This window comes from Photobacterium sp. 53610, from assembly GCF_036409375.1.
Lineage (GTDB): Bacteria > Pseudomonadota > Gammaproteobacteria > Enterobacterales > Vibrionaceae > Photobacterium.
This window is the reverse complement of sequence record NZ_JAXOFS010000001.1, coordinates 594385-608795: the sequence shown is the minus strand read 5'-3', so window position 1 is coordinate 608795 and position 14411 is coordinate 594385. Positions and strand designations below refer to the sequence as shown.

Genomic DNA, 14411 nt, shown 5'->3' with positions numbered 1-14411 from the left:
TATGCTTGTGAACGGACGTAAGCTTGCTGAGCAAGCCAAAGAAAGTATCCGTGAAATCAGCTGCCATGAACTTGCGGTATTAATGGACAACGACATCATTTTGATTGATGTGAGAGAACATCATGAGATAGAGAGCGGTATACTGCCGGGTGCAGTCCATATGTCACGGGGGGTACTGGAAATGCAGCTGGAGAATCACCCGTCTGTCGCACATCACCCGGAGCCGTTACAAGTGATGTCTCAGCAACCGGTGTATCTGTACTGCCGATCCGGCGCACGTTCAGCGCTTGCTGCAGAATCGTTACGCCGGATGGGGTTTGCACATGTTTATTCTCTGGCGGGCGGTATCCTGGCTTGGCAGGAAGCGGGCCTCCCTGTGATCAGTCTTTCGCAGCGTCATGCCGGACAATGACATTCAGGGGCATTCATTTATCAGCCCCGATGGCAACTTACAGCCTCCAGTCAGCGTGACGGCCATCAGGGTGTGGGCGTTTCAGAGACAGTTTTTTAAAGTTTAAGCATTCAAGAAAATTAAATGGTGGAATTTTAATGACGAAAATCGTAATTATTGGCGGCGTCGCAGGCGGCGCTTCCGCAGCTGCCCGTGCAAGACGTTTAAGCGAAGATGCGCAAATCATCATGTTTGAGCGTGGCCCCTATATCTCATTCGCCAACTGCGGCCTGCCCTATCATATCGGCGGAGACATACCTGAGCGCAGCAAGCTGTTGTTACAAACACCAGAAAGCTTCAACAGCCGCTTCAATGTCGATGTGCGTGTGATGAGCGAAGTCATCGCGATCAACACATCCGGCAAATCCGTCACAGTCAGAAATGGTGTCTCGGGCGAAACCTATGAAGAGCCTTATGACCACCTGATCCTCAGCCCGGGGGCCGCTCCCATCATTCCGGACATCCCGGGACTGCCAAACCCACTGACACACTCCCTGCGGAATATCCCGGATATGGATCACATCATCCACACCATTGAAATGAACAAGGCTGAACACGCAACGGTCGTCGGTGGCGGGTTCATCGGCCTGGAAATGATGGAAGCACTGCATCAGCGTGGCATCAAAACCACCCTGCTGGAATTAGCCGATCAGGTGATGACACCGACCGACCCTGAAATGGCCGGATTTGTGCATCAGGAAATTCGTGAAAAAGGTGTGGATCTCCGGCTGGGCACCGCGCTGACTGCCGTTGAATATAACGGCCGGGAGCCTGTAGCCAGTGTCGATGCGGGTGAAGATGACAGCGACCAGCACCTGCTTGGACACTTACAGCTCACGCTCAGCACCGGTGAGACCTTGCAGACTGACTTGCTGATCATGGCCGTCGGTGTCCGCCCGGAAACCACTCTGGCCAGCGCTGCAGGACTGACACTTGGCCCGCGGGGCGGTATTCAGGTCGATGATCAGATGCGGACCAGCGATCCGGCCATTTTTGCCGTGGGTGATGCCATTGAGACGCTTGATTTTGTGACGGGTGAACCGATGCTGGTTCCGCTTGCCGGGCCTGCGAACCGTCAGGGACGCATGGTTGCCGATGTCATCTTCGGCAAAGAAGAGCACTACCAGAACACTCAGGGCACAGCCATTTGTAAGGTTTTCGATCTGGCCATTGCATCCACCGGCATGAATGAAAAACGCCTGAAGCATGCAAATATTCCCTATGAAAAGGTATATGTGCACACTGCCAGCCACGCCGGTTACTATCCGGGGGCGGAAGCGGTTTCCCTGAAACTGATTTATGCCCCGGACAGCGGAAAAATTCTGGGGGCTCAGGCTGTCGGCAAAGACGGAATTGATAAACGTATCGATGTTCTGGCAGTGGCACAGCGTGCCGGAATGACCGTGGAACAACTGCAGCATGTCGAACTGTGTTATGCGCCACCCTACGGTTCCGCGAAAGATGTGATTAATCAGGCTGCCTTTGTTGCCTGCAACATCCGAAGCGGTGACATCAGTCCCGTGCATTATCACGAGCTGGGTGAAATCAGTGAACACCAGATTCTGCTCGATGTGCGCAATCCGGGAGAACTGGACGCTCAGGGAGCAATTCCGGGTGCCGTCAATATTCCGGTCGACAGCCTGCGCGAGCGTATGGATGAACTGCCGAAGGACAAAGAAATTCTGGTTTACTGTCAGGTTGGACTGCGCGGCAACGTCGCTTGCCGTCAGCTGAATCATCGGGGATACACAACGAAAAACCTAGTTGGCGGATACCGGACTTATCGCATCGCGCAACAATAATGCATCAGACAGCATTCTGAATCAGGGGATTCGTTCCCCTGATTGGAGCGTGTTGATTTTCCCCGTCGCAGACAAAGATCGCCGCGGTCGTTTGCCTTGGTGACTCGCCTCGTCTACTCACCGTCAATCCAGAGTTTGTGAAAATCACTGTAGCCGGTTTTCGTCACCTGAATCCCCCTGACCTGACAGACGTTCAGGATCTCTTCTTTGCCGAAGAAAAGCGGCAGATACTGGCGTGACGCCAGCAAGTCCTGCTCAATTTTCACGAACGCGTCAGCAGGTGATTGCAGCGACACCGCCTCATCCACCAGCCGCTGATGCTGACGCCAGGATTCAGGTTCAGCATACAAAAAGCGTAAACCTGAAGAAGCCAGCATCCACTCATACACCCCATATTCATGAGGAAGCTCCATTACTTCTTCCAGAAACAGTACATCAGCCCGGTCTTTCATCAGAGACGGATTGCTGATATCTGTCAGCTCAATCACTTCCAGCTCCAGCCCGGTCTCTCTGATCACACCGTGCAGCCATTGTGCCAGCTGCGCTAAATGGGGAATCGTCCAGCGAGGTTCGGTCAGAATCAGTTTTCCTTTCAGCTTGAGGCCAGCGGGCGGTGCTGAATCTGATGGCGCTGAAAACGACAGTCCGGAGACGACATTACCACCATCAACAACATTTCTTTTCGCAGCAATATAATCAATGAGCTGCTCCAGATATTCAGGCAGAATCTCGGCATCTTTGCGAAAGCGTGCCGTCAGATAAGAAAAGGACTGTAGCGTATAGGTTTCTTTGATCCCATCATCCTGACTTTGCTGCCCCAAGTATTCGCTGAGCTCTCCTCCCTGATGACTGAGTGTAATCCGGTCAAGCAGTGCAGATTGGCGGAAGTAAGCCGGGTGTATATTCAGCACCAGCTTGTCGTCGTCCCAGGCTTCGATACAGAATGGTCCTGTTCCAACAAACGCCTGACGGCCATCGCCATAATGCCTGACATCCCGGGTCACGATCGACGCATGAGGCACCGCGAGTGCATGAAGAAAGAGCGGGTTTTGGGCTTTCAGCCGAATACACAGACTGTGGGCAGATAACTGGCTGATTGATGCAATCTGGCTGAACAGATAACTCACGGGTCCGCTTTCAATCACCAGGCGTTCAAGGCTGGCAATCACATCCTCAACCGTCAGGAATTCACCGTCATGGCGTCTGATATTTCTGCGGATCCACAGCGTCACGTCGTTGTCTTCCGTCTCCCAGGCGTGAGCAATCCCCGGCAGCAGTCTGCCCTGCTGATCCTGAATCAGTAAGGTGTCATACACACTTTTGATGACTTGCAGTTCAGCAATCCGGTAGGTTTTCGCCGGATCAATCGTATCAACCCAGGGATAACGTGTAATGAGCAGCTGGTTATTGGCTTCATTCCAGGCGTTCTGTTTCTCGGTCACCTGGGATAACGCCCGCACGGCTGTAGCGCCATAGAGCGACAGTAACTTAGACACAGAGCCAAAATGACCACTCGCAATTTCCGGTTGCAGAACGCTGCAAATCGCCTCCTGCAACGACACTTTCACCATGAGTGTACTTGCTTTGCTTCTTCCGACAGAAGGGAACCAGTCGATCCAGCCGGCTTCGCACAGCTTGCTCATGATGGTCGACGTATTGCGTCTTGACGTGGACAGCACGGCCTCTAATTCTTCAACGACAACAGAATAGACCGTCCGATATTGATATTTGGAAAGGAGTTGGTTCAACCTTCTGAGATTCGCTTCACTCACAACATTCTCAGCCAGAGATACTCAAGGGGAATGCATCATAAAGCAAAAAGCCCCCAATGGGTATGGGGGCTCTTAACCGATGATCAGAAATGGTAGCTTAAGCCCAAAGACAATTGCTGAAACTCAGGCTCAACTGACAGTGATGCACCGGCAACATTCAGCACCTCCAGTTCCGGCTTCAGATAATCCCAGTTCGCACGGACTTTCAGATGCTCATTGAAAGCATATTCAGCACCCAGACCAAACATCAGTGTCGTGTCACTGGTGGAAACCGTTGTATAGCCAGAATAACCATACACGCTGTTTGATGCCGTAAAATCGGCACTGAAGTGCGCAAGGCCTGCTTTTGCAAACACAGCAAACTGCTCGGTCAGCGGCAGTGACAGTTTCGGCTGAACCGCGAAATAGGCCATGCGGTCAACGGTGAGGGTTTCCTCTTCAAGCGCGTCAATACCACCAACCGTCACTTCTACCCCAATATACGAATTGAAGTTATAACCGGCGAACAGGCTGCCGCTCACCATACTTTCATCTGCATCGTACGACTGAGAGCCCGACATTCCGAGAATATTGCCGCTGATATCAACGCTGTTGATTTTCGTCTGACCGAGACTTGCCCCGATATAAGTTTCTGCCTGTGCAGAAAAAGAAGACACGCAAACTGCAAACACTGCGAAAGGAATAATTTTTTTCATTTTTCATTGCCCTGTTTATTTTGATGTCTATCCACTGCGCTTCCATGGGCAATTCAATGACAAAGCTCCGTTTGCTGAATAGGGGCGCAATCATGCAGAAAATGAACAGGGGAAAACAGGAAAAGATACGGCGTTTTTTTTCTCGTTTTTGTCAGTATCCTTTTCATAATGAAACAAAAGGTTGCGGAAATTTTTTCTGCCTGAGGATCACTTCCTCTTGAAACCAGATCAAAAAAGCTTACTCAATCGCTTGATATTCAATCCGGTTAATTTATGTTGTTCTCTTACTCTCAAAATCCCGAGCCATACGTTTCTTTGTGAGGCTCACAGCGCTTCCGCCGGGATGTACCGCCATGATTCTGCATTTGGCTGAGTTCATTTCCAGGCAATTGAAACTTTTACAATTATGATGGATTTATGAATCTCAAAAATCAGCCTGAATCCGAAGCGAACCGTCGTCCGTTAGCGGTCCGGGACGTCGCACTGACCAAACGTATTGCGGTGTGGTTAAGCCGTAAAAACATCACGCCGAATCAAATTTCACTCATGAGTATTGGTTTTGCCGTGATCGGGTTCGCCGCCCTGCTCTGGTATCAGGACGCATCCAACGCTGTGCTTTTACTGCTGGCAGCTGCCTGTATTCAGCTTCGTCTGCTGTGCAATCTGTTCGATGGCATGGTCGCTGTTGAAGGCGGCAAAAAAACACCCGCCGGAGAACTGTTTAATGATGTACCGGACCGCATTGCCGATCCGCTTTTCATCATTGCAGCCGGATTCGCAACCCATTCAGATTTCGGGATGACGCTGGCCTGGAGCAGCGCTCTGATTGCAGTACTGACCGCCTACGTCCGTGTCTTAGGTGTCAGCATGGGTTGCCCGGCCGATTTCCGTGGCCCGATGGCCAAACAACACCGGATGGCACTGCTCACGGGCAGTTTCATTCTGCTGTTTATCAGCCGCATCTTTGACTGGCTGCCGGATATCCTTGGCTATACGCTCGATACCGCACTGGCGGTGATGCTCATCGGCACCGTGATCACCACCTGGCGCCGTCTGGCAGGCATCTATCGCTTTAAAGCCAGTGAGCACCGCGCTGAAATGACCGGAGACACGCATCATGACTAGTATTCCTCCGCATTCGCTGCATCTGATGATCGCCATTCTTGGCGTGCTGGTCCTGGGCACGCTGGTGTATTTATGGAAATCCCGCGCCCATCCGGACCGGGATTATCTGGAACTCAAACTCCGTATCCGATCCTGGTGGTGGATGATTGGCATCGTCTTCGTGGTGCTCTATCTACCCCTCACTTACACGCTGTTTTTTGTCGGTTTTCTCAGCTTCATGGCACTGAAAGAGTTTCTCTCAATCGTGCCGACCCGAATGACCGACCGCCGGGTGATTTTCTGGGCTTATCTGTCGATACCGTTTCAGTACTACTGGCTGTCCATTGGCTGGTACGGCATGTTCATTATTTTTATTCCGGTCTATGTCTTCCTGTACCTGCCGATGATGATGGTCCTCATCGGAGATACCAAAGGCTTTATCCGCTCGGCTGGGATCATTCACTGGGCGATGATGCTGACCGTATTCTGTATCAGCCACATGGCTTATCTGCTGGTCCTGCCGAGTAAAAATCCGGATGCCGGTTCAATGGGGATGCTGCTGTTCCTGCTGGTCTTTACGCAGTTCAACGATGTTTGTCAGTATGTCTGGGGGAAATCCTTCGGCAAACACAAAATTGTGCCCAAAGTCAGCCCGAACAAAACCTGGGAAGGTTTTCTCGGCGGCAGCGCTACCGTGATTCTGGCTTCTTACTTTGTTGCACCATATCTGACTCCCCTGACTTCGTTCCAGGGACTGGTGGCCGGGATGATCATTGCGCTCAGCGGATTTATCGGTGATCTGGTGATTTCTTCTGTGAAACGAGATCTGCAAATCAAAGACACCAGCCAGTTCATTCCGGGACACGGCGGCATTCTGGATCGCATCGACAGCCTGATGTTCACTGCACCGCTGTTCTTCCATTACATCTACTATCTCTATTACTGAGGAAGCTATGGCTCACTTACTCAAGGTGTTGTTCGTTTTTTTCATTGTAAAGCCCCTTGTGTTTGTGGGCTTAGGGCTGAATATCATTCAACGGCAGAACCTGCCGGCAGACGGTCCGGTTGTTGTCGCTGCCAACCATAACAGCCATCTGGACACACTGGTTCTGCTGGCCCTGTTCCCGATTTCAATCATCCACAAAGTCCGCCCGGTTGCCGCGGCGGACTATTTTCTGGCAAACAAGTTGGTAGCTTGGCTGTCACTGAATGTCATTGGCATTATCCCGCTGCGCCGCTCTCCCTCCCCCAGCCAGCGTGAAGCGGTTTTACAGGAATGCCATCAGGCACTGGAACGCGGTGAAATTCTGATCATCTTCCCCGAAGGCAGCCGGGGCGAACCGGAAATCATGAGCGGACTGAAGAAAGGCATCTACCATCTGGTGAAAGACCATGAGCATTGTCCGGTCACACCTGTGGTCATGCGTGGACTGGGCCGCTCCCTGCCCAGAGGCACCGCAATGTTCGTGCCCTTCAATTGTGATGTCGTGATTGGCGAACCCATCGCACATTTCCAGGATGCCGACGACTTTGTCAGCACGATGCAGAATCAATATCAGGCCCTGGCGAAACATTGCATCACACAAACTGGCGAAGATCATGAGAATGCGGAATAAACCACGCAACAGACTGGCAGGCTCTGATTGCTTTTTGAACTGAATTCGGGAAAAATCTGGCGCCTGCCCCTGTCAGAATCAGAACACCAAACGGTTTGTGTTCTGGGATAACTTCTCCGATATCAATAAGGAAAAAGCGTGAAACTCCCCGTTGCCGCAGTACTGGCCTGCTTATGTACCACGCAAGTGATTGCAAAAGAAAACATTCATATCGAACTGCAGCCACCGCAAACACGAGATGAGAAACAAGCGGCCAGTGAAATCAAGACCAGTCATGTGAACCAGACGCTGACCGAACTTTCCGATCACTTTTTTCCATTCGAGAAAACATTGAATATTGTCTACGGCAAAGATGAAGGGCCTTTATACAACCCGGAAAATCATACGATTTATATTCCCTATGATTTTTATACAGAGTCCCGCAGCTATTTTTCTGAAAATAAGTACGAGAAGAAATACGGAAAATCTGCACAAGAAGGTGCACTGGATACACTGTTGCATACCCTGCTGCATGAAGTGGGACATGCCTATATTGAGGACAAGCAGATCCCGGTACTGGGTAAAGAAGAGGACGCCGTCGATAATTTTGCGACAATCATTTTGCTGAACTATGTCGATGACGGTGATGAAATTGCTATCAGCGCCGCAGACATGTTCGCATTCGAGTCGGCAGATCGCCCCGATTACTATGATTTTGGTGAGTATATTGATGAGCATAGTTTTGACTTACAGCGTTATTTCTCAACACTTTGCTTAGTCTATGGCAGCAACCCGGAAAAATTTCAGTATTTACTGGATGAGGTCGAAAAGGATTACCTGAAAGACCGGAAAGAATTCTGCGTCGAAAATTTTGAGGTTGTGATCGATAACTGGCATCGCTATTTACCGTCAGACGAGCAGTAGTCTGCCAATCATTGTCTCCGAGTGAACAACAGCATGTGACCCTGTCTCTTCCTTCCGGACAAAGACGTGGTCACCTGTTGGAAAAACATAAAATGGTTCATTGACTAACTTTCAAAAGAGACACACGAGTCACGTTGTTCCCATTCACTTCGAAGCACACCATACTTCACAGAATCATAATATTCCCCCTGGAAGTAACGCACTTTACGCAGTCTCGCTTCTTGCTGAAACCCAAGCTTTTCAGCACAAGCCATCATCCGGGGATTTCCGGACCAGGTTGTCAGGCCGACCCGTTCAATTTCAAGCGCTGAAAACAAATGGCTGATCCATTGAGGTAAAGCCAGAGCAGCCAATCCTTTTCCCCAGTCGTCAGATTGATAAATGATCACACCCATTTCCAGCCAGCGCGTCGATTCACATTCCCAATAATAACTGACAGAACCGACAGGCCTACCACTCATTGTAATTAACTGCATGGTCTTTCCCTCGCACATGCGTGAAAAGGTACTTTGGGCAAATTCAGTGAAGGATGGCGTGGTATAAGGAAAATATGGCCCGTTAAACTGTGTCCAAGCTTCATCTGAAGTCACTATATGATACAGCTCATCCAATTCACTGAGTCTTGCCGGTCGAATCGTCACTTCGTTCTGTGTCATTTCACGTCCTGTTTCATCAAATTAAGCTGATATTGCAGATGTCACAAATATTACCAGCGCTATTTCGCCGCAGTATTCAATCCTGACAGCGGCATGGCGTAGCACAAACTCTGTTCATTGCATGGCCTTTGCTCAGCGTCTCAGCAATAGCAGTACTACTGATGTACCAGCCACCAGAGAATTCACAGCAATAGAAAATACTCCGTCCTTGGGCTTTATCTGAAACATACTGCGCCAAAGTAAGCGCTTTCACGGGATTGGAAGGAATACCATCACCACGGAGATAAATATTCGCCAACTGAAATTTAGCGAACAGTGCGTCACTATTTTGATTAAAGTACCCCGGTTTCCCCATGGCCCCAACTTGCAAGCTGTTCACCCACTCTCCTTCAGACTCCTGAGCCGCAACTTTTTCATACCGCTGAATCGCAACCGGTATATCTTTCTCTACACCTGAACCCAGTTCATAAGCAACTCCCATACGAAGTTGTGCCCAGGGTTCACCGCGTTCTGCTACCGGTTTTAACACTTCAAACACTGTCTCGTAATCATACTTTTCCCAAGCGAAATCCACAGTACGCTCACCCGGGTTGGGATTTGAACCGGCACAGGCAGTCGGGCCAACTATTGCAGTCAGCATGCAGATAATTTTCATCAATGTCCTTATTGATGGAAAAAGTAACTGAAAGAAATGGACGTTCGTTTCCTTATCGGCTCAACGTGATTTGCGAAAGCACGCCGGGAATTCAAATGCAGCGGAAATGCCCCTGAAGCATCCGCTGCATGTCAAACCGATGGCTCAGAATTTGTGTTCTTCAACAATAAATGCTGAAGATTTATCATGGTCAATGAAGTTTTTCTCATCTTCAAGCAAAGCCGCACTTAACTTCTGGCCTTCGGGTGAACTCATCCCCGCCATCAGCGCGTCAATCGACTCAAACCAAACCTCGGCAACCCCGTCGTACTCAGGCCGCATCCCTCTGGAATCTCTGAGCATCTCATTGAGTGGTGTCTCTAACAAATGTGATTGCACGTATCGTTTGGCGCCCATCGCATCAGCATTTTTCATAAAGAACGGACCATGCTGATTCATCCAGTAATCCCTGAATGCCTCCCGGGTCATCTCTGGATGTCTGGTAATACACATCACAAACTTAATCATCGTCTCCGACTCCTCTGCGGATAAGATATGGATACGCAGGCTTGCTGCAGAAAGCATCACAATAAGATCCGGCATACAGCGTGAATCACGGCCGTCATCCACAGCGATTTATCCGTGGCTTCCATGACTTTTCAGGCAGTCCAATCGTATTAACTCACCACAGTAAACGATGCGCGTGACCTGCCAGGTCGCCGTCCCACAAGTCACATCAAGTATAGTGAACATGATGTGAACATTTCAGAATGAGCCTGTTGCTTATTATCTACAGCCTCGTAACGACGATGCTGCAAACTAGCCTGATACATCATCATTGCACTTTCTGCCTCCTGAGCACCGCACATGTCATGAATGATCCTTTCCGTAGCCCAGATTTAAGCCATGTGTTTTACCTGTCAGGCTCTGGCAGGTTGAACACGCTATTTCCCGGCAGGCCCAACGTCCATACCGTCATATGAGTCAAGACCAAGTTCACTGGCGAACCGGTAAAACTCATGGTTACGCTGATGCAAACTCTCGGGGGTATGCGTTTCTACTTTCTCAACATGAAGCCAAAACAGATCCGGCTCGCTCGGTTCTTCTTTCTCAGAAAGATAAATGCCAACGAAACGATATCCTTTTGCAGCGAGAGCATCCTTCGCCCTCTCAAGTCCGGATGGTTCATGATGTGTAAAATAATATCCCCACAACATGTCGCCAGAGATATCCCAATCCGTTTTCTCTGAAATATCGGAGAACATTGCCTCCAGCTGTCCCAATTGAATCCGCTTATCCGGCAGATCATCTGACGCCTTCACTCCCGGGAATGCGTCTATTGAGCAACTGAGAATGAACAAGGCAATCAAGGTTTTCATCAAGTTGTCAGCAAATAACATGCATTTCCTGCCTTCATAGCAATGAGCAAAACAGATTTCTATCAACCGGTTACACCAGTTTTACGCAATCTCAGAGTGCCTGGTGTTTCGTTCACTTCACTGGAGGTTTTCGGACATAAATGGCGGCAATCATCAGTCCCGATACGAAACTGACAACATGACCCAGTTTTGGGAGGTGATTTTCTGCGTAGATTATATCTAAAACAAATGCCGGGAAAATCACCAGACCCAGCACGAAAGCCGTCATTTTATGTCTCAGCTGACCCGACGCATACAGCACTGTTCCAACAGCTGCGAGGGCCAAGATCCCCTGAGAACCGCCGGTTCCAAGATTCCAAGGAGCTTGTACCATCAATGTGCTGACAAACGTACCTGCAGATCCCCCCAGAAACCAAACGAGTGCCAAAACAAAACGTCCCACCCGCGGTTCAAGTAAACAACCTAACGCAAACAATGAGAGCACATTGTAAAACATATGAAACTGCTTCACATGAATCAGCTGTGATGCGAATAGCCGCCATAATTCAAAATTGACAAGATGCTCAATCGTATAACCACCAAAGGGTTCCAAATCAGGCACTTTTATCTTTCCGATAAGAGTGCCTGAAATTGTATAGTTCACCGCTAAAGACACGACAAATGTCAAAATGCACAGAATGACAGTGAGGTATGGGAATCGGTGTATCTGCATCTGTTATTCCATTCTGACAAAAGCTCAATAAGCTTATTTCCAGAACACTGTCTGCTCAATCACAGCGACTAGCAGGCCACATCACCCACACAGATATAGTCCACATCGGCTGAATTTCCCCATGCATTACATGTATCCAGGTAATTCACTCTGATGGGTGATTTCGAATGATAAGCAGCAAGAACCGCAGATAATGTCGCCGGATATCTCGGTGATGTACTGTCCATTGCAAACCGGCCTGTTGTATTACATCCCTGAGCAACATTATTATTCAATTGGAAAATAATAATTTCTTTTTGCTCATGTGAATATGGAATATACCCGGATATTACACCGGATTGAACAGATGCATTCACCGAAAATGATGTCAATGCAATGAGTGTTGCAATTCGTTTTTTCATCTCAATTCCTTTTAAAGTCATGATACACAAATAAAAAATAATAAAACGGAATCAATATATTCCGTTTTATTTAAATGTCATGTTAACTCATACCCAGACAATTGAGCATCATTTTGTATTGCGTCATCTTACTTCTTAAAGATGACTTCATCTATGACAGCATCTTCAATCGATTCCCAATTCCATCCCCATGGTGACTGAAGATACGCAATGAAATCTGGTATTTCAGTGTTCACTTCAATTTGACCAGAACCACCAGCACCAGATGATTCATGGAGATAAAAATCCGTTCTGGGATAATCTGTACACACAGATTTCATACTGCCACAATTGAAGTTTAAATTTGTCCAATGTAAAGTTTCTGATGCATCCAGCTGAAGTGATTTACCGGTATAATCTTTGCCTTCATATAAGGTCACACAGTTTGGATTATTATTTTCGTTCATCATTAGTGTTGGTGCATCTTCTCCAACTTTTAAAAAAGTAAACGCAAAACTTTCAATTGCTGTTTGTGTAAGACTCCGGTACGCAGCCATACCAACGATGGCATACCCTTCTCTTTTGTATGAACAGACAAGACTTCCATAATCATTGTGTGTTCTGATAATCTGATCATTGCTTAACACAAATAATATATTCTGACTCTCTCCATCAAGAGTCATCCCTTTATGTACTCTGATCTCTTTAATATATAAAGGGCTGATATTCCCAGAACCATTTGTAGGTTTACCGGTTTCCGCTTCCCCCGGATAGCCTGTTGTTGCTTGCTCAGTATTCACCCAAAATAAATTATAAACAGCCGGGTTATCAAAATCGTGCATCATCTGCCAACGAATGTAGTCAATATTTGAAACAGGCGTATTCATACTCCCTTTATTCACACAGAGTGTTTTATGAATTTCGCTGTTTGGTACAAGTAAAGAGTCTACATAATATGATTCAAGTGAACCTTGAATTGCTGACCGTCCTGAGACAAGATCGTGTACATAAGCAACAGGGAAATTCGCCACATCTACACTATAATCGTGACCATAGAAATCACTGAAGTTTCCATTCAAAGCATATGCAATCTGATTGACAACTTCGCGTAAATTTAAACTCACCCACATTCTAAGCTGTTGAAATTCGTTGATGTCATTGATAGTAGAAAAAATGCCGTGCATATTTTCTTCAATAAACAAACAATATTCATTTGCGTTTATTAATAAGCTTTGTAAATTGGTTAACTGACCTCTTAAAAATGACTCTTCAAGAGAAAGGGTTTCTGTATATTTCTGGTTAATCCAATAAGATGCCACCATTGATATCCAAGTAGAATAAAACCCAGCAGTGTATGCAGCCGATCTGATGTCATTTTCAAAACTAAATTCTTGTGCAACCCCAACCATTTCCATTGAAATATCTTTATACCTGACATAAGCCTCTTGAATATTCCCATCAGCGATTAAGGCATCAATAGACTTGAATTTTTCTTCGTATTTATTGATTTTGTTATCCAGGGACTGACAAATGGTGTCTAATATTTCTTTTTCTATATAGTTTTTTGCTCTACATAAAAATAAATTATATAAATTACTATAATCTGGATTACTCTTAGGCCATATAATGTTAATGATTTCTGATAGTGGTTTACCGACTTCTGGGATCGCGCCTGCAGAAATGACGAATACCTTTTTCAAGGCATTTAAAGCATCGTAGTGAGCATCAACATTTATTTGTTCACATCCTAAATCATAACTGTATTTTTCATTCATAATTTTAACCTAGCTTTATGTTTGATGATGTCAGTCAAGTTTTGTGAAGAATTTTGAATCTGCTGTGATGAAAAACGTTAAAAGATTAATTACAGAAAACGTTTTACAGTAACTGTACGATAGAACAATTAAACTTTCGCTCAGATAGTTCCTTATTCATCACTAACTTCACAAAATTTATGGTAAATCTAAATTGCAAAACAGAGCATACCTCTGCAGATTCATGATTACAACCACATCAGATCTCATTATATAATTGTTGATTCAGTAGATAGCCATGCCAACAGAATTAAAACTTCATTCATCAATCAGATTACTCAAAAGTCAGAACATGAACGGTGTCAGTTCTGTTTAAATTGAACCTTCAATACCAGGTTTTGGCTTCTCAATAAGTCCAGTGATATTTTTTATTCTCTTCATTTCAAACATTCATTAAACCCAACTCATGAAAACATGCGTCACAATTCGTCAAACTCTCAGCCTCTATTTCTTTTCTCAGCTTTCAGCATGAAAAATTGCGACGCTTGCTTCA

15 protein-coding genes are annotated in these 14411 nt (G+C 47.0%); 6 read left to right on the top strand and 9 right to left on the bottom strand.

Features of this window, described 5'->3' with window-relative positions:
- The first annotated feature begins 1 nt into the window (after position 1).
- Positions 2-412, top strand: a complete 411-nt coding sequence (locus SPK40_RS02905; protein WP_330959366.1) for a rhodanese-like domain-containing protein — start codon at positions 2-4, stop codon at positions 410-412.
- Between the two features lie 137 nt (positions 413-549).
- On the top strand, positions 550-2253 hold the full coding sequence (locus SPK40_RS02900) for an FAD-dependent oxidoreductase (protein ID WP_330959365.1): 1704 nt from the start codon (positions 550-552) through the stop codon (positions 2251-2253).
- A 113-nt stretch (positions 2254-2366) separates the two neighbouring features.
- On the opposite strand, the gene SPK40_RS02895 is transcribed toward SPK40_RS02900, so the two are convergent.
- Both SPK40_RS02895 and SPK40_RS02890 read right to left on the bottom strand, forming a co-directional pair.
- The gene (locus SPK40_RS02895; protein WP_330959364.1) at positions 2367-4025 is read right to left on the bottom strand and encodes an ABC transporter substrate-binding protein; all 1659 of its coding nucleotides are present in this window, start codon (positions 4023-4025) and stop codon (positions 2367-2369) included.
- 83 nt (positions 4026-4108) lie between these two features.
- A complete protein-coding gene (locus tag SPK40_RS02890) occupies positions 4109-4720 on the bottom strand; it encodes an outer membrane beta-barrel protein (RefSeq protein WP_330959363.1) in 612 nt (203 codons plus the stop codon).
- 417 nt (positions 4721-5137) lie between these two features.
- Between SPK40_RS02890 and SPK40_RS02885 the strand changes: the two genes are divergently transcribed.
- The 4 genes from SPK40_RS02885 (at position 5138) to SPK40_RS02870 (ending at position 8343) form a co-directional block, all read left to right on the top strand.
- On the top strand, positions 5138-5845 hold the full coding sequence (locus SPK40_RS02885) for a CDP-alcohol phosphatidyltransferase family protein (RefSeq protein ID WP_330959362.1): 708 nt from the start codon (positions 5138-5140) through the stop codon (positions 5843-5845).
- Positions 5838-6770, top strand: a complete 933-nt coding sequence (locus SPK40_RS02880) for a phosphatidate cytidylyltransferase (protein WP_248140497.1) — start codon at positions 5838-5840, stop codon at positions 6768-6770. Before SPK40_RS02885 ends, SPK40_RS02880 begins: the two co-directional genes overlap by 8 nt.
- A gap of 7 nt (positions 6771-6777) precedes the next feature.
- Positions 6778-7440 carry a lysophospholipid acyltransferase family protein gene (locus SPK40_RS02875; RefSeq protein ID WP_248140498.1) on the top strand — a complete coding sequence of 221 codons (663 nt, stop codon included), beginning with the start codon at positions 6778-6780 and terminating at the stop codon, positions 7438-7440.
- Between the two features lie 138 nt (positions 7441-7578).
- The gene (locus tag SPK40_RS02870) at positions 7579-8343 is read left to right on the top strand and encodes a DUF4344 domain-containing metallopeptidase (protein WP_330959361.1); all 765 of its coding nucleotides are present in this window, start codon (positions 7579-7581) and stop codon (positions 8341-8343) included.
- 104 nt (positions 8344-8447) lie between these two features.
- Here SPK40_RS02870 and SPK40_RS02865 read toward each other — a convergent pair whose 3' ends face one another.
- The 7 genes from SPK40_RS02865 to SPK40_RS02835 all read right to left on the bottom strand — a co-directional run bounded on the left by SPK40_RS02865 (position 8448) and on the right by SPK40_RS02835 (position 13879).
- Complete coding sequence (locus SPK40_RS02865) at positions 8448-8999, bottom strand: GNAT family N-acetyltransferase (RefSeq protein WP_330959360.1); 552 nt, start codon at positions 8997-8999, stop codon at positions 8448-8450.
- A gap of 76 nt (positions 9000-9075) precedes the next feature.
- Positions 9076-9654: a tetratricopeptide repeat protein gene (locus tag SPK40_RS02860; RefSeq protein WP_330959359.1), complete on the bottom strand. Its 579-nt coding sequence runs from the start codon at positions 9652-9654 to the stop codon at positions 9076-9078.
- Positions 9655-9798: 144 nt separating this feature from the next.
- Positions 9799-10161 carry an EthD domain-containing protein gene (locus SPK40_RS02855; protein WP_330959358.1) on the bottom strand — a complete coding sequence of 121 codons (363 nt, stop codon included), beginning with the start codon at positions 10159-10161 and terminating at the stop codon, positions 9799-9801.
- A 416-nt stretch (positions 10162-10577) separates the two neighbouring features.
- Positions 10578-11033, bottom strand: coding sequence for a ribonuclease E inhibitor RraB (locus SPK40_RS02850; RefSeq protein WP_330959357.1), 456 nt, complete (start codon positions 11031-11033; stop codon positions 10578-10580).
- A 91-nt stretch (positions 11034-11124) separates the two neighbouring features.
- Complete coding sequence (locus SPK40_RS02845) at positions 11125-11724, bottom strand: rhomboid family intramembrane serine protease (protein WP_330959356.1); 600 nt, start codon at positions 11722-11724, stop codon at positions 11125-11127.
- 68 nt (positions 11725-11792) lie between these two features.
- Positions 11793-12125, bottom strand: a complete 333-nt coding sequence (locus SPK40_RS02840; RefSeq protein WP_330959355.1) for a hypothetical protein — start codon at positions 12123-12125, stop codon at positions 11793-11795.
- 128 nt (positions 12126-12253) lie between these two features.
- On the bottom strand, positions 12254-13879 hold the full coding sequence (locus SPK40_RS02835; protein WP_330959354.1) for a hypothetical protein: 1626 nt from the start codon (positions 13877-13879) through the stop codon (positions 12254-12256).
- Positions 13880-14411 lie beyond the last annotated feature (532 nt).